Annotated in this window: 15 protein-coding genes; 10 read left to right on the top strand and 5 right to left on the bottom strand. The window is 71.8% G+C overall.

The window, feature by feature from the left end; genetic code table 11:
- Positions 1-81 precede the first annotated feature (81 nt).
- Positions 82-210: a hypothetical protein gene (locus tag WFJ17_RS12460; RefSeq protein WP_442927982.1), complete on the bottom strand. Its 129-nt coding sequence runs from the start codon at positions 208-210 to the stop codon at positions 82-84.
- 9 nt (positions 211-219) lie between these two features.
- On the opposite strand from WFJ17_RS12460, the gene WFJ17_RS12455 reads away from it, so the two are divergent.
- Positions 220-381, top strand: a complete 162-nt coding sequence (locus WFJ17_RS12455) for a hypothetical protein (protein ID WP_336648582.1) — start codon at positions 220-222, stop codon at positions 379-381.
- 12 nt (positions 382-393) lie between these two features.
- Here WFJ17_RS12455 and WFJ17_RS12450 read toward each other — a convergent pair whose 3' ends face one another.
- Positions 394-1,323, bottom strand: a complete 930-nt coding sequence (locus tag WFJ17_RS12450) for a LysR family transcriptional regulator (protein ID WP_251438537.1) — start codon at positions 1,321-1,323, stop codon at positions 394-396.
- 77 nt (positions 1,324-1,400) lie between these two features.
- On the opposite strand from WFJ17_RS12450, the gene WFJ17_RS12445 reads away from it, so the two are divergent.
- The 8 genes from WFJ17_RS12445 to WFJ17_RS12410 all read left to right on the top strand — a co-directional run bounded on the left by WFJ17_RS12445 (position 1,401) and on the right by WFJ17_RS12410 (position 10,846).
- The gene (locus tag WFJ17_RS12445) at positions 1,401-3,167 is read left to right on the top strand and encodes an FAD-binding protein (protein WP_251438538.1); all 1,767 of its coding nucleotides are present in this window, start codon (positions 1,401-1,403) and stop codon (positions 3,165-3,167) included.
- A 247-nt stretch (positions 3,168-3,414) separates the two neighbouring features.
- Complete coding sequence (locus tag WFJ17_RS12440; RefSeq protein WP_251438539.1) at positions 3,415-4,371, top strand: helix-turn-helix domain-containing protein; 957 nt, start codon at positions 3,415-3,417, stop codon at positions 4,369-4,371.
- Between the two features lie 403 nt (positions 4,372-4,774).
- On the top strand, positions 4,775-5,569 hold the full coding sequence (locus WFJ17_RS12435) for a MoaF C-terminal domain-containing protein (RefSeq protein WP_251438540.1): 795 nt from the start codon (positions 4,775-4,777) through the stop codon (positions 5,567-5,569).
- Between the two features lie 74 nt (positions 5,570-5,643).
- Entirely contained in the window at positions 5,644-6,033 is a 390-nt protein-coding gene (locus WFJ17_RS12430; protein ID WP_251438541.1) for a nuclear transport factor 2 family protein, read from the top strand.
- 67 nt (positions 6,034-6,100) lie between these two features.
- On the top strand, positions 6,101-7,273 hold the full coding sequence (locus tag WFJ17_RS12425; protein ID WP_292881766.1) for an ABC transporter substrate-binding protein: 1,173 nt from the start codon (positions 6,101-6,103) through the stop codon (positions 7,271-7,273).
- Between the two features lie 225 nt (positions 7,274-7,498).
- Complete coding sequence (locus WFJ17_RS12420; protein ID WP_292881769.1) at positions 7,499-8,359, top strand: branched-chain amino acid ABC transporter permease; 861 nt, start codon at positions 7,499-7,501, stop codon at positions 8,357-8,359.
- Positions 8,346-10,157 carry a branched-chain amino acid ABC transporter ATP-binding protein/permease gene (locus tag WFJ17_RS12415; protein WP_336648581.1) on the top strand — a complete coding sequence of 604 codons (1,812 nt, stop codon included), beginning with the start codon at positions 8,346-8,348 and terminating at the stop codon, positions 10,155-10,157. The genes WFJ17_RS12420 and WFJ17_RS12415 overlap by 14 nt, the downstream gene beginning before the upstream one ends.
- On the top strand, positions 10,154-10,846 hold the full coding sequence (locus tag WFJ17_RS12410) for an ABC transporter ATP-binding protein (protein WP_251438545.1): 693 nt from the start codon (positions 10,154-10,156) through the stop codon (positions 10,844-10,846). Before WFJ17_RS12415 ends, WFJ17_RS12410 begins: the two co-directional genes overlap by 4 nt.
- 159 nt (positions 10,847-11,005) lie before the next feature.
- Here the strand turns inward: WFJ17_RS12410 and WFJ17_RS12405 are convergent, their stop codons facing one another.
- Positions 11,006-11,524, bottom strand: coding sequence for a DUF3465 domain-containing protein (locus WFJ17_RS12405; protein WP_336648610.1), 519 nt, complete (start codon positions 11,522-11,524; stop codon positions 11,006-11,008).
- A 92-nt stretch (positions 11,525-11,616) separates the two neighbouring features.
- On the opposite strand from WFJ17_RS12405, the gene WFJ17_RS12400 reads away from it, so the two are divergent.
- Positions 11,617-12,396, top strand: a complete 780-nt coding sequence (locus tag WFJ17_RS12400) for a potassium channel family protein (RefSeq protein ID WP_336648580.1) — start codon at positions 11,617-11,619, stop codon at positions 12,394-12,396.
- Positions 12,397-12,467: 71 nt separating this feature from the next.
- On the opposite strand, the gene WFJ17_RS12395 is transcribed toward WFJ17_RS12400, so the two are convergent.
- Both WFJ17_RS12395 and WFJ17_RS12390 read right to left on the bottom strand, forming a co-directional pair.
- The gene (locus WFJ17_RS12395; protein WP_251438548.1) at positions 12,468-13,274 is read right to left on the bottom strand and encodes an SDR family NAD(P)-dependent oxidoreductase; all 807 of its coding nucleotides are present in this window, start codon (positions 13,272-13,274) and stop codon (positions 12,468-12,470) included.
- 37 nt (positions 13,275-13,311) lie between these two features.
- A complete protein-coding gene (locus WFJ17_RS12390) occupies positions 13,312-14,058 on the bottom strand; it encodes an SDR family NAD(P)-dependent oxidoreductase (RefSeq protein ID WP_336648579.1) in 747 nt (248 codons plus the stop codon).
- Positions 14,059-14,155: the final 97 nt, after the last annotated feature.

Genomic DNA, 14,155 nt, shown 5'->3' with positions numbered 1-14,155 from the left:
CTCGGCAGCGGTTTCGAGGAGCGATGCCGATCCGCGGAACGACCGCGGAAGGACGCGCATCGCTCCTCGGGACGGGACCCGTCAGGCGCTCCCGCGGAGCCGCGTGCGCACGGCGAGCGCGGCGCACAGGATGACGGCGCATCCGCCGAGGATCGTCGCCCAGCCGAGCTGCTCGCGCAGCAGGATCCCGGCCCAGAGGATGCTCAGCACGGGCTGGTCGTGCGGGAGTGCGCCGCGCGCGGGGTCGTGCTCGCGCCCGGGTCGGAGTGGTTCCCCGCCGAGCCGTCCGGCGCGTTCGTGCGCCTCACCTACTCCGGCGAGGGCCCGGAGCGCTTCCCCGAGGCGGCGGGCGTCCTCGGGGACGTGCTCTCCGGATCCTGACCCGCGCGGGGCTCAGACCGCCTTCGCGACGAAGCCGCCGGATCCCACGAGCGCGTCGGCGGTGGCGATGATCGTGTCGCGGAGGGCCGCGGCGGCGCGCGTCGGCGCCATGTCGGCCCGGTGCGCCAGGCTCACGGTGCGCGTCAGCTTCGGCGAGGCGAGGGGCACCGCGCGGAGTCCCGGCCGGTCGAGTGCGACCATGGCGGGCACCACGGCGACGCCCACTCCGCGCTCGACGAAGCGCAGTACGGTGTCCATCTCGGGGCCTTCCACGACGACCTCGGGCGCGAGCGCGGCGGCGGCGAAGGCCGCATCGGTCGCGGCGCGCAGCTCGTAGCTGCGCGGGAACGCGATGAGCGGCAGATCCGCCACGGCGGCGAGCGCGATCGCCTGACCGTGGCTCACCGGCGACTGCGCGGCGGATGAGATCACCACGAGATCCTCCTCGAGCAGCGGCGTACGGCTGAGACTCACCGGCGAGGCCGCCGCCGCGTCGGAGGATGCGAGCAGCGCGAGATCCAGCGCCCCCTCGGCGAGCGCCGCGACGAGCCCGCGCGAGCCGCGCTCCGTGAGCTCCAGCTCGATCCCGGGGTGCGCGGCGCGGAAGGCGCCGACGACCTCGGGCACGATGCTCGCGCACAGCGACGGCGGCGCGCCCAGGCGCACCCGCCCCCGGCGCAGGCCCGCGATCTCGGCCATCTCCCGCCGCACCGACGCGGCATCCGCGAGCATGCGCCGCGCGTAGGGCAGCAGCACCTCTCCCGCGGCCGTGAGCGAGATGTGCCCGCGCGCGCGATGGAACAGCTCGGATCCGAGCTCGCGCTCCAGGGTGGAGATCTGCCGGCTCAGGGAGGGCTGCGCGAGATGCAGCTCCTCGGCGGCACGGGTGAAGTTGCCGAGCCGGGCGATCTCGACGAATCCGCGGAGCTGCTCGAGGTTCATGGCCACAGCCTAGAGGCATTCAGTCCAGCGGAATTATGCATTGGAGTAATCGTCGGCGGATTCCTAGCGTGGAACCCATGACTGAGAACCCCCCTCGCGAACGCCTCGTCGCCACCACCGTGCTCGTGATCGGCACCGGCGGATCCGGCCTGCGCGCGGCCATCGAGATCGCCGAGCAGGGCGTCGACGTGCTGGCCGTCGGCAAGCGCCCGCGCCACGACGCGCACACCTCGCTCGCCGCGGGCGGCATCAACGCCGCCCTCGGCACCATGGATCCGCAGGACAGCTGGCAGCAGCATGCGGCGGACACCCTCAAGGAGAGCTACTTCCTCGCCGACCCGCGCACGGTCGAGATCGTCACCCGGGGAGCCGAGGAGGGCATCCGCGACCTCGAGCGCTACGGCATGGGCTTCGCCCGCGAGGACGACGGCCGCATCTCGCAGCGCTTCTTCGGCGCGCACACCTTCCGTCGCACCGCGTTCGCCGGCGACTACACGGGCCTGGAGATCCAGCGAGCCCTCACCGGCCGCGCCGAGCAGCTCGAGATCCCGATCCTCGACACCGTCTACATCACGCGCCTGCTGGTCGACGAGGTCGAGGGCCCGGACGGCGGCACGGTCCCGCGGATCTTCGGCGCGTACGGCTTCGACCTCATCGACGGAACCCGGTACCTCATCCACGCCGACGCCGTGATCCTCGCCGCGGGCGGGCACAACCGCATCTGGCGGCGCACCTCGTCCCGCCGCGACGAGAACACCGGCGACTCCTTCCGCCTCGCGGTCGAGGCGGGCGGGCGGATCCGCGACCCCGAGCTCGTGCAGTTCCACCCCTCCGGCATCATCGAGCCGGAGAGCGAGGCCGGCACGCTCGTCTCCGAGGCCGCACGCGGCGAGGGCGGCATCCTGCGCAACGCGCTCGGCGAGCGGTTCATGCAGCGCTACGACCCGGAGCGGATGGAACTGTCCACCCGCGACCGTGTGGCGCTGGCGGCGTACACCGAGATCGCGGAGGGCCGCGGCACCCCGAACGGCGGCGTCTGGCTGGACGTCTCGCACCTGCCCCGCGAGACGATCATGACCCGCCTGCCCCGCGTGTACCAGACGCTCCTCGAACTGCAGATGCTCGACATCACGAAGGACCCGATCGAGATCGCGCCGACCGCACACTACTCGATGGGCGGAGTCTGGGTGCGCCCGGAGGACCACCGCACCGATGTGGACGGGCTCTATGCGATCGGCGAGGCCTCCTCCGGTCTGCACGGTGCGAACCGGCTCGGCGGCAACTCCCTCATCGAGCTGCTCGTGTTCGGGCGGATCACGGGCCGCGCCGCCGTCGCGCACGCCTACGGGCTCGACGCGCAGCGCCGCTCGACGGAGGCGGTGCGGCGGGCCAGGGCCGAGCTCGACGACCTGCTGGCGGCCGACGGCCCGGAGAACGTGCGCGCCCTGCAGCGCGCGATCCGCGACACCATGACCGCGCACGCGGGCGTCGTCCGCGACGAGGAGGGCCTGCGCACCGGCCTCGCCGAGCTCGACGCGATCGAGGAGAGGATGACCCGGATCGGGATCCACCCCGACATCGCCGGGTTCCAGGATCTGGCGCACGCCTTCGATCTGCGCTCCTCGGCGCTGGCCGCCCGGGCGACGCTGGCGGCCGCCCTGGAGCGGCGCGAGACCCGCGGCTGCCACAACCGCAGCGACTACCCCGGGATGGATCCGGCGCTGCAGGTCAATCTCGTCTGGTCGCCGTCCACCGGCGTCGTGCGCGAGGAGATCCCGCCGATCCCGGCGGAGATCGATGCCCTGATCCGCGACGTGGACACGGCCGGCAAGCTCGTCGAGTAGCGCGGTCACCGCCCTTCGGGCCTCACCGCGAGAAGGCATCTCGGTTGCGAGACCGCATCCGCGTCGCGAGACGGCAGCACGATCGCGCTGTCTCGCGATGCGGATGCGGATGCGGTCTCGCGGTGAGCCGGCTCCTGCGGGCGATCGCCGGATCCTCCCCGTCGCCCCGTCCGCGGTGGTAGAGTGCCTCAACGGATCGTATACAAAGTCGTCGATCCACCCCTGCATCTTCCCGAGGTGATCAGTCGTGGCCGCAGCTCCCGTCGCTCCCGCAGAGTCCGTCTCGACGCTCGTCGCGCGCAACATCAGCGAGTTCCGCTCGGCCGTCTCCGACTCGTTCGTGCCGCTGCAGGTCAGCGGCGAGGGGCCCGCGCCCTTCCGCGGCCTGATCCGCGGGGCCGCCGTCGACGAGGTGCACGTCACCGACCTCCGCGCCTCCCGCCACGTCGTCGAGCGCACTCCCGAGCTCATCGCGCGGGGCGACCGCTCGTACTTCAAGGTGAGCCTGATGCTCGCCGGCACCGGGCTCCTCATCCAAGACGACCGCGAGGCCGTGCTGACCCCCGGCGACCTCGCCGTCTACGACACCGACCGCCCCTATTCCCTGGTGTTCGACGAGGACTTCCGCACCATGGTGGTCATGTTCCCGAAGCACCTGCTGAGCCTGCCGCCGGAGATGGTGGGCCAGCTCACCGCCGTGCGGATCTCCGGCCAGGAGGGGCTCGGCGGCATGGTGGTGCCGTACCTGCGCCAGCTCGCCACGAACCTCGACCAGCTCGCGGGCGCGACCGGCGCCCGCCTCGCGCACAGCGCCCTCGACCTCGTCTCGACCGTGTTCACCCGGGAGCTCGGGCTCGACGAGTCCGCCGCCGACCCGCATCGCGCGCTCATGCAGCGCATCCGCGGGCACATCGACCGCAACCTCGCGTCGACCGATCTCGGCCCCGCGTCGATCGCGAGCGCGCACTTCATCTCGACCCGGCATCTGCACGGCCTGTTCCAGGAGCAGGGCACGACCGTGTCGACGTGGATCCGCACCCGCCGGCTCGAGCAGTGCCGCAGGGATCTGCTGGATCCGGTGCTCGCCGACCGTCCCGTCGCCGCGATCGCCGCCCGCTGGGGCTTCGTCGACGCCGCGCACTTCAGCCGCGCCTTCAAGACCGCCTACGGCGTCTCCCCCAGCGAGTACCGCTCCACGCACTGACGCCGCTGGGCGCGCGGCCCGTCCGCCTGCCCGTCCGTCCGTCTGCCCGTCCGCGTGCCCCCACCCGCGCGCCCGCCCGTCTGCGGGACCGTCCGTCCGCGAGCCCGCCCCGTCCGCCTGCCCGCCCCACCGCGAGACCGAACTTGCGTCCCGAGACCGCGCTCTGTTCCCGCGGTTTCGGGTGACAGGTTCGGTCTCGCGGTTCCCCCGGCGGTTCCCCCCGCGGTTCCCCCGGCGGATCCGCACGCCCCGCGACGGCGCCTCCCCGGCACTTGCCCGTGGGGGCACGCCGGTTGACTCTCGGCGCGCGATCGGACGCGGACCGTTGAGCGGGATCCTGGCCCGGAACAGCATGGTTCCACGCCCCGTAGTCCGGCGGGGTCAGGGTCGAAGGAGTCCCCGAGTGTCCGATGAAGTGACCGTTGCCGATCCCGCGCTCGACGAGTGGCGCACCTATGACGAGTTCGCCGCGGGGATCGACACCTTCCGCCTGCCGAACACCGACCTGGCCGGCACGGCGCTCGTGCTCACGCTGGACGACGGATCGTCGCTGAGCCTCGACTTCGGCGCCGGCACGGTCGACTGGTCCGGGCTCGGCGCGTCCGGCACGGATCCCTACGACGCGGTCGCCGTGCGCGACGACGTCGTCTTCGTGAACCTCCCGCTCGTCTCGCGCGAGCGCGAGGCGCTCACCGTCGTCTACTCCACCACCTCGCACCGCGCGACCGTGATCCGCTCCCGCATCGCGGCGGAGGCCGTGGAGGGCACCCCGCAGGTCGCGCAGGAGTTCTGGGCCGCGACGACCGACGGCGGCGCGCCGACCGGGGAGCAGCCGGGGCCGAGCCGCGACCTCATCGGCAAGCGCAACGTCTACCGCTACAGCCCGTACCACCTGTACGAGCACGTCTACGTCTCCAGCCAGCGCTACGCCTGGCAGTGCCTCGAGGGCGTGCAGCGCGGGCACGGCGACATGGACCTCTCCACGGTCTGGAAGTTCGCCGACGGGCTCTACCTGTTCTGCTTCCGCGAGTTCAGGATCGCGGTCGCGAGCGTCTGGCTGCACGATCTCGGCTATCAGCTGATGACCACCGGGATCTTCCTCGGCCTCAACGGCGAGGGGGCGGCGGAGCACTCCCGCGCCGGAGGCCACATCTACCCGCTCGGCTCGGTGTCCTACCCCGACGCGCAGCCCGTCTGAACCGCCCGGCACCGGGAGACCGCCGCACGGCGGTCGAGCGGCGTCCGTCGACCCCGACCTCGAGGAGCCCCGCCATGAGCAACGCCGACATCATCCGCACCCACTACGACGCGAGCGATCGCGGCGACCTCGACGGCATGCTCGCGCCGCTCGCCGCCGATGTGCGCTGGACCGAGGCGGCGGGCTTCCCCTACGCCGGCACCTACGTCGGCCCCGACGCCGTGGCCGCGAATGTGTTCGCCCGCATCCAGGACGACTGGGACGACTACACCCTCGCCGTGGACGAGGTCGTCGATGGCGGCGACACCGTGATCGGCATCGGCACCTACTCCGGCACGTACAAGCGCACCGGCCGGTTCTTCGCGGCCCGCGTCGCGCACGTGTGGCGGCTCGAGAACGGCGAGGTCGTCGCCTTCGAGCAGTTCACCGACACCGAGATGGTGGCCCGCGCGCTGCGCGACTGACCTCCGTCCCGCCCAGACCTGCACCACACCGCGGGATCCGTCCCGCACCCGAGAAGACAGGAATCACATGAACAAGCGCATCACCGCCGCAGCAGCGCTGCTCGCCGCGGGCATGCTGGCCCTGGCCGGCTGCTCCGGCGACGGCGGATCCGGATCCGGCTCGTCCGACCCGATCGTCGTCGGGTCCGTCAACACCATCTCCGGCCCCGCGACCTTCCCGGAGGCGTCCCAGGCCGCGAAGGCCGTGTTCGACAAGTTCAACGCCGACGGCGGCCTCAACGGCCGCAAGATCGACTACAAGGCGCTGGACGACAAGGGCGACCCGGCCACCGCGACCGCGAACGCCCGCGAGATCGTCGGATCCGACAACGCCGTCGCGATGATCGGCTCCGCGAGCCTCATCGAGTGCGACCTGAACAAGAAGTACTACGAGCAGGAGGGGATCCTCTCGATCCCCGGCATCGGCGTCGACACCGGCTGCTTCGACAGCAAGAACATCTCCCCGGCCAACGTCGGACCGTACAACGACATGACGCTCACGCTGCTCTACGGATCCGAGCAGCTCAAGCTCGACAACATCTGCGTGCTGCTCGAGATCGCCGGCTCCACGCGTCCGACCTATCAGGCCGCGATCGACAAGTGGACCCAGATCACCGGCAAGAAGCCGCTCTACGTCGACGACACCGTGCCCTACGGCGCGAGCGACTACACGCCCTACATCGTCAAGGCGAAGCAGGCCGGCTGCAAGGCCCTCGCGATCAACCCGGTCGAGCCGGACGCGATCGGCCAGGTCAAGGCCGCCAACGCCCAGGGCTGGAACGACGTCACCTGGCTCTACCTGACCAGCGTCTACAGCGAGAACTTCGCCAAGGCGATCGACGACGCCGGCGCGGGCATCTACGTCCCGGCCGAGTTCTACCCGTTCACGGATGAGAACGCCGTGAACAAGGACTGGCGCGACCTGATGACGAAGAACAAGATCCCGCTCACCTCGTTCAGCCAGGGAGGCTACCTGGCTGCGACCTACTTCATCGAGGCGCTGAAGTCGGTCAAGGGCGACATCACCCGCGAATCCGTCTCCGAGGCGATCAAGAGCATGCCGGCCGTCGACAACAAGATGATCGGCGACCCGTACAAGTTCGGCACGATCCCCACCGCGGGCTGGCCGATCGAGCTCAAGAGCGGCACCCACGCCTGGGAGAAGGTCGCCGACGACTGGTACCGGATCCCCAAGAAGTGATCCACCTCCGGGGGCGTTGAGCGGACTTCCCCGGGGGCGTCGAGCACCGGCGGAGCCGGCGCGAGACGAGACGCGGTCACCGGCACGGCACCGCGTTTCGTCTCGGTCGCCTTCGGCGTCCTCGCTCAACGCCCCCGGGGAGAACCCGCTCAACGCCGGGGAGAACCGGCTGAACGACCCCGGAGAACCCCGCTCGACGACCCGGCTCAGAACGAAGGAACCACGATGATCGAAGGCGCCCTGTCAGGGCTCGCGGCCGGCGGCCTGTACGCCGTGCTCGGGGTCTGCCTGACCCTCATGGCCCGGCTGGTCCGGGTCGTCAACTTCGCCCAGGCGGCGACCGGCATGTTCGGCGGCTTCTGCGCCGTGTGGCTGGTCACCAAGGCGGGCATGCCCGTGTGGATCGGATCCGTGCTGGGGGTGCTGATCGGCGGCGTGCTCGCCGCCGCGATCGGCTGGATCGCCGCGACCTGGCTGTCCGAGGCGTCCACCACCACCCGTTCCGCGATGACAGTGGGGCCGCTGCTGCTGCTGATCTCGCTTTCCTTCATCCTGTTCGGCAACAAGCCGCAGCCCTTCACGCCGATCATCGCGGGCCCGGCGTTCTCGATCGGCGGGGTCGTGATCAGCCAGGTGACCGTGTGGACGGTCGGCATGGCCGTCGTCGTCGCCGTCGGGGTGCACTTCCTGCTCACCCGCACGCGGATCGGCACGCAGCTGCGCGCGCTCTCCGAGCGCCCCACCACCGCCGAGCTGCTGGGGATCCGCTCCCGTCCGCTGTCGATCGCGGTGTGGTTCGTGACCGGCGTGATCAGCGCGATCGCGATCGTGATCGTCGCCCCCTCGCAGTCCAACGACGCGACGAGCCTGTCGCTGCTCATCATCCCGGCCGCGGCCGCCGCCCTGCTCGGGGGCTTCAAGCGCCTCGACCTCACCGTCGTCGGCGGCCTGGTGCTCGGCGTGCTGGGGGGACTCGTCGCGCAGATCAACGAGATCTCGCTCGTGCGCAACTTCCTCCCGTTCCTGTTCATCGTGGTCCTGCTGCTGTGGACCCAGCGCAAGGAGGTGTGGGATGCCGCACGCTGAGCCGCTCTCGCCCGCCCGTCCGTCCGTTCCGCTGCTGCAGAAGCCGGTCGTCCGCATCGTCTGGCCGTTCGTCGTCGGCGCGCTCGCGATCCTCGTCGGGCTCCTGCTCTCCAACGCCCTCCCGGGCTACTTCGTCTACCTCGCGATCAGCGCGGTCATCGCGGCCATCGCGATCATGGGCCTCGGGGTCGTCACCGGATCCGCGGGGATGATCGCGCTGTGCCAGCTCACCTTCGCCGCGATCGGCGCCTGGATCGTGGCGCTCATGAACATCTGGCACGCCCCCGGCGGCTTCATCGTGTGGCTCGTGCTCGGGGCCCTCGTCGCCGGCGTCGCCGGGATCCTGGTCGGCCTGCCCGCCCTGCGTCTGCGGGGCGTCAACCTCGCCGTCGTCACCCTGGGCTTCGCCGCCGCGGCGGACGTCACGCTCGTGCAGATCCAGTTCCCGGGATCCGCCCAGGCCATCTCGATCGACCGCCCCGCGATGTTCTCGAACGACAAGAAGTTCTTCTTCCTGTCGATCATCGTGCTCGTCGTGTGCGCGCTGATCGTGTTCTTCCTGCAGCGCAGCCGGTGGGGCGCGAGCTGGAAGGCCGTCGCCTTCTCCGAGCGCGGCACCGCCGCCGCCGGGCAGAGCGTGCAGGCCGCCAAGCTCACCGCGTTCGCCGTGTCCGCCGCTCTCGGCGGGGTCGCCGGAGGCCTGCTGGCCGGTCAGGTGCAGCTGCCCTTCGCGGCGAGCTTCACGCCGCTGCAGTCGCTCGCGCTGTACGTGCTGGCGATCATGAGCGGCGCGCACCTCATCGACATGGCGGTGTTCGGCGGCATCCTCTGGGTGCTCGTGCCGGAGCTGCTCAAGCGCTGGCACATCCCGCAGGACTGGGGCTTCGTGATCTTCGGCGTGCTGGGCGTGCAGGCCCTCACGAGCGGCACGAGCCTGGGCCAGGGCATCCGCAACCTGCTCTGGAAGCGGCAGGATCGCCGCACGGCCAACGCCGCGCTCACCGCGCTACCGCCGGATGCGGCGGACGACGCCGAGCAGATCCGCACCACGACCACCGCCACGGTGGATCCCGCTCTGCTGAGCGGCGAGCCCGTGCTGACCGTGGAGCACCTGACGGTGGAGTTCGGCGCGCTGAAGGCGCTCGACGACGTGTCGTTCTCCGTGCCGGAGGCCTCGATCATGGGCCTCATCGGGCCGAACGGCGCCGGCAAGTCGACCTTCGTCGACGCGATCAGCGGGTTCCTGCCGAAGCACGGCGGACGGGTGCTGCTGGGCGGGCGCGACCTCGCCGGCCTCTCCCCCACGCGTCGCGCGCGGCTGGGCCTGCGCCGCACGTTCCAGCAGGACCGCGTCCCCCCGCTGCTCACGGTGGGCGGGTACGTGCGCTTCGTCGCCCGGCGGCGGCTGTCCGCGGCGGACATCGAGGAGACGCTCGCGTTCTTCGGCTGCCCGCCCGCACGGGCGCGGCTGTCGAGCATGGACGTCGGCACCCGGCGCCTCGTCGAGGTGGCCGCGGCCCTGCTCTCCAGCCCCCGGCTGCTGATCCTCGACGAGCCCGCCGCGGGCCTCTCGCACGACGAGCACCTCGCGCTCGCGGCACGGCTGCGGGAGCTGCCGCAGCGGTTCGGCGTGGCGCTCATCATCATCGAGCACGACCTCGACCTCGTCCGCTCGGTGTGCCCGGTGCTCACCGTGCTGAACTTCGGGAAGGTGCTCGCCACCGGTCCGCAGGACGAGGTGCTCGCGAACCCCGACGTCGTCAAGGCCTACATGGGAGAGACGGAGCTGCTGTCATGAGCGAACTGGTGCTGGACGGCGTCACCGTCAGCCGCGGCGCGGGACCGGTGATCTCCGACGTCTCGCTCACGGTGCGCGGCGGCGAGGTGCTCGCCCTGGTCGGCCCCAACGGCGCGGGCAAGACGAGCCTCATCGAATCGATCTCGGGGGTCGTCGGCCACTCCGCCGGAGAGCTCAGCCTCGACGGCGAGCGCATCGACAAGCTCTCCCGGGTGTCGCGGGCGCGCAAGGGCATCGTGCACATCGAGCAGGGCAGGGCGGTGTTCCCGTCGCTGACGGTGCGGGAGAACCTGTCGCTCACCGCGCGCACGCCCGCCGAGCTCGAGGCGGCGCTCGCCCCCTTCCCCGAGCTCGAGAAGCGCATCGACTCCGCGACGGCCCTGCTCTCCGGCGGCGAGCAGCAGATGGTGGTGCTCGCGCGCGCCTTCGCCGCGAAGCCGAAGATCCTCCTCATCGACGAGATGTCGCTCGGCCTGGCCCCCGTCGTGTTCATGCGGCTGGTGCCAATCGTGCAGTCGATCGCCGAGTCCGGCGTCGGCGTGCTGCTCGTGGAGCAGTTCACGCAGCTCGCGCTCGGCATCGCCCGCGAAGCCGTGGTCGTCGCCGGCGGGCACGTGTCGTTCCAGGGCACCGCCGAAGACCTCCAGGCGGATCCGCAGCTGCTGCACCGGGCCTACCTGGGCGGCTGACCCTGCCGCGGGACCGGGATCCGAGCGCCCGGGGACAGGGCCGAGTGCATGGGGTATTGCCGAGCGCACGGCGGGTTGGCGCGACGATGCCGTGCGCCCGACAAGATGCCGTGCGCTCGGTGCGCAACGCTGACGCGGCCGGAGTGCGAACAGCCCGCCTCAGGAGAACGTGCGTCCGTTCCAGCGGAGCCAGCCCGCCTGGTGCTGCCCGGACGGATCCCGATGCGTCCAGTGCACCGTGCCGCCCTTGTCGCTCCACTCGTAGTCGCCGAGGAAATCGACGCGGTCGCCCTTCGCCAGGCCGTCGAGGCGCGGGGCGAGGTCGATGTTGTGCGCGATGAGGATCGAGACGCCGCTCGGCGTCGTCAGCAGGAACTTCTGATGCCGCGAGCCGTCCAGGTCGTCAGGCAGGATCCGGGAGACGGTGCCGGTGCCCTGCACCTCGACCCCGCTGCGGTGCCCGTCGAACAGCGCGCGCACGGGGTCGTCGGCCGATGCGTGCGCCGGTGCGGACGCGGATCCGGCCGCCGTCGATCCCGCGGCCGGCGTCGACGGGGCGACGGCGGCGGGAGGATCGCCGGGGATCCATCCCCTCCCCACAGCCACGACCGCGAGCGCGCCCAGCACGAGCGCGATGGCGATCGCGGTCCACCTGGCCCTCGCCGTCCCCCTCTGCATCACCGCGCCAGCCTATCTGCGCCCCGAGTCGTCTCCCTCAGCACGAGCCGGAGGTCGTGCTGAGGGGGACGACTCGGGCGTACGATGCGCGCATGACGTTGGAGCGCTGGCGGCGGATCACCGAGTGGCCGCTCATCGTCGCGTCGGTGCTGTTCCTCGTCGCCTACTCGATCCAGGTGATCGTGGATCCGCGAGGGGCGATCGGCGCATTCCTGGAAGACCTGCTCTGGGTCTCCTGGGGCACGTTCCTCCTCGACTACATCGTGAGCCTCGTGCTCGCCCCGCGGCGCTGGCACTGGTTCCTCACGCACCTGTTCAACCTCGCCACCGTCGTGCTGCCGATGCTCCGCCCGCTGCGGGTGCTGCGCGTGATCACCCTGCTGGCGGTGCTGCAGCGCACGGCGGGACGCGCCGTCCGCGGGCAGATCGTCATCTACGTGACCAGCGCGACCCTGCTCCTCGTCTACGTCGCCTCCCTCGCGGTGCTCGATGCCGAGCGCGCCGGCGGCGGGAGCATCACGACCTTCGGCGACGCGATCTGGTGGGCGTTCGCGACCATCACGACGGTCGGCTACGGCGATCTGGCCCCGGTCACGCTCGAGGGACGGGTCATCGCCGTCGGCCTCATGCTCAGCGGCATCGCCCTGCTCGGTGTCATCAGCGCGACGTTCGCCTCGTGGATCGTCGAGCAGGTGTCGGCGGAGAACACCAGCCGCCAGGCGGCCACCGTCGCGCACGTCGACGCGCTGCGGTCCGAGATCGCCGAGCTGCGCGCCGTGCTCGCGACGATCGAGCCGCGGATCCCGAGCACCGAGACGGCGCAGACCGCGACCCCGCCGGACGGCCCGGATCCGCTCCCCTCGACGCGCTGAGGGCGGATCCGGCCGCTCGGAGGCTCAGGACCGGCATTCGCGGGGTCTCGGGGAACCGGATCCCCGGATGCCTACATCCCCGCGTGCTCGAACGCGGTCGTGGGCAGGTCGACGATGTGCGCGCCGCCGTCGACGACGAGGACGGATCCGGTCATGTACGACGACTCGCTGGATCCGAGGAAGCGCACCACGGCCGCGATCTCGGCGGGCTGGGCGGCACGGTGCAGCGGCACGTCCGCGGTGACCGTGGCATACGCCTCCTCCCGGGAGTCCAGGCCCGCGTGGGCGGCGAACTCGTCCATCTCCTCGTCGGCCATCGGCGTCTGCACCCAGCCCGGGCAGACGGCGTTCACGCGCACGCCGTGCTTGCCGTAGTCGCGCGCGAGCGTGCGGGTGAGGCCGATCAGGGCGTGCTTGCCGACGGTGTACCCGGCGACCGAGGGCCCGGCGAAGAGCCCGGCGAGCGAGGAGATCACCACGATCTGCCCCTTGGCCTCGATGAGCGCGGGCAGGGCCTCGCGCGCCATCACGAACGCCGTGGTGAGGTTCGCGCGGATCGCGGCCTCCCACCCGGCGTCGTCGGTCTCCCCCACCGGAGCGAAGCCGTGCCCGCCCGCGTTCGCGACGAGGACGTCGATGCGACCGAACGTCGACAGCACCTCGGCGACGGCGCGCTTCGCGTCCTCGGTCGACGCGGCGTCGGCGATCACCGGGTGCGCGCCGACCGCGCGCTCGACCTCGCGCAACGGCTCCTCGCGCCGGCCGACGACGACGACGTGCGCGCCCTCCGCGGCGTAGCGGGCCGCGATCGCGGCGCCGATGCCGGTGCCGCCGCCGGTGATGACGACGACGCGTCCGGTGGATCCGTTGGTGCTCATGGGTTCTCCTGTCGTGGAAAGGGGATGCGGGGGGAGTTCAGGCGGGGAAGCCGGAGCGGGCGGAGTAGCCGAAATCGCTGAGGATCCCGGATCCGTTCACGGCGCGGGCGATCGGCGAGGCGAGATAGACGACGTGGGCGGCGATCTCGTCCGCCCCCTGCACGGGGAAGGCCGGCGCCGAGAACACGTCGTCGCCGAGGTCGCCGCGGCTCATCGGGGTGTCGACGATCGACGGCGACACCGTGGTGACGCGCACGTCGTCGTCGGCGAGGTCGACGCTGAGCGCGCGGCCGAACTGCACGAGGGCCGCCTTCGAGGCGCAGTACGGCGCCATCCCGGGCGAGGCCACGAACGCGGAGTCGCTCGCCACGAGCACGACCGAGGCCGCGGGCGCCGCGCGCAGCGCCGGCAGCGCGGACCGCAGCACGAGGAAGGCGCCGGTCACGTTCACGGCGAACACCGCCTGCCATTCGGCGAGCGACGTCGCCTCGATCCCGGATCCGACGGGACCGGAGATCCCGGCGCAGCACACGACGGTGTGCAGCCCGCCGAGGGAGGCCACGGCCTCGCGCATCGCCGCGTCGACCGCGACCTCGTCGGTCACGTCGGCGACCACCGGGACGGATCCCGCGCACAGCGCCGCCGTCTCGGCGAGCCCCTCCGCGGAGCGGTCCAGCAGCGCGACCCGCACGCCCTCCGCGGTGAGCGCCTGCGCCACGGCGCGGCCGATCCCCCCGGCGGCGCCGGTGACCAGGGCGGTCCTGCCCTGCAGCTGCAGCTCCATCGCCGCTCCCTTCGGTGCCGGAGACGGGCGAGAAGATCGCCTCCGCTCCGCCATCCTGCTCCGCGGGGCGGGGCACGAGCGAGGGGCGCGGAGGCGG

Origin of the sequence: Microbacterium sp. MMO-10 (assembly GCF_037148715.1) — a bacterium.
Lineage (GTDB): Bacteria > Actinomycetota > Actinomycetes > Actinomycetales > Microbacteriaceae > Microbacterium.
The sequence above is the reverse complement of the archived record's forward strand: the minus strand, read 5'-3'. Positions and strand labels throughout refer to the sequence as shown.

Coding starts and splice junctions, on each gene's coding strand:
- WFJ17_RS12450 (WP_251438537.1), bottom strand. CDS start 1,323: ATGAACCTCGAGCAGCTCCGCGGATTCGTCGAGATCGCCCGGCTCGGC.
- WFJ17_RS12445 (WP_251438538.1), top strand. CDS start 1,401: ATGACTGAGAACCCCCCTCGCGAACGCCTCGTCGCCACCACCGTGCTC.
- WFJ17_RS12430 (WP_251438541.1), top strand. CDS start 5,644: ATGAGCAACGCCGACATCATCCGCACCCACTACGACGCGAGCGATCGC.
- WFJ17_RS12425 (WP_292881766.1), top strand. CDS start 6,101: ATGAACAAGCGCATCACCGCCGCAGCAGCGCTGCTCGCCGCGGGCATG.
- WFJ17_RS12420 (WP_292881769.1), top strand. CDS start 7,499: ATGATCGAAGGCGCCCTGTCAGGGCTCGCGGCCGGCGGCCTGTACGCC.
- WFJ17_RS12415 (WP_336648581.1), top strand. CDS start 8,346: ATGCCGCACGCTGAGCCGCTCTCGCCCGCCCGTCCGTCCGTTCCGCTG.
- WFJ17_RS12410 (WP_251438545.1), top strand. CDS start 10,154: ATGAGCGAACTGGTGCTGGACGGCGTCACCGTCAGCCGCGGCGCGGGA.
- WFJ17_RS12405 (WP_336648610.1), bottom strand. CDS start 11,524: ATGCAGAGGGGGACGGCGAGGGCCAGGTGGACCGCGATCGCCATCGCG.
- WFJ17_RS12400 (WP_336648580.1), top strand. CDS start 11,617: ATGACGTTGGAGCGCTGGCGGCGGATCACCGAGTGGCCGCTCATCGTC.
- WFJ17_RS12395 (WP_251438548.1), bottom strand. CDS start 13,274: ATGAGCACCAACGGATCCACCGGACGCGTCGTCGTCATCACCGGCGGC.
- WFJ17_RS12390 (WP_336648579.1), bottom strand. CDS start 14,058: ATGGAGCTGCAGCTGCAGGGCAGGACCGCCCTGGTCACCGGCGCCGCC.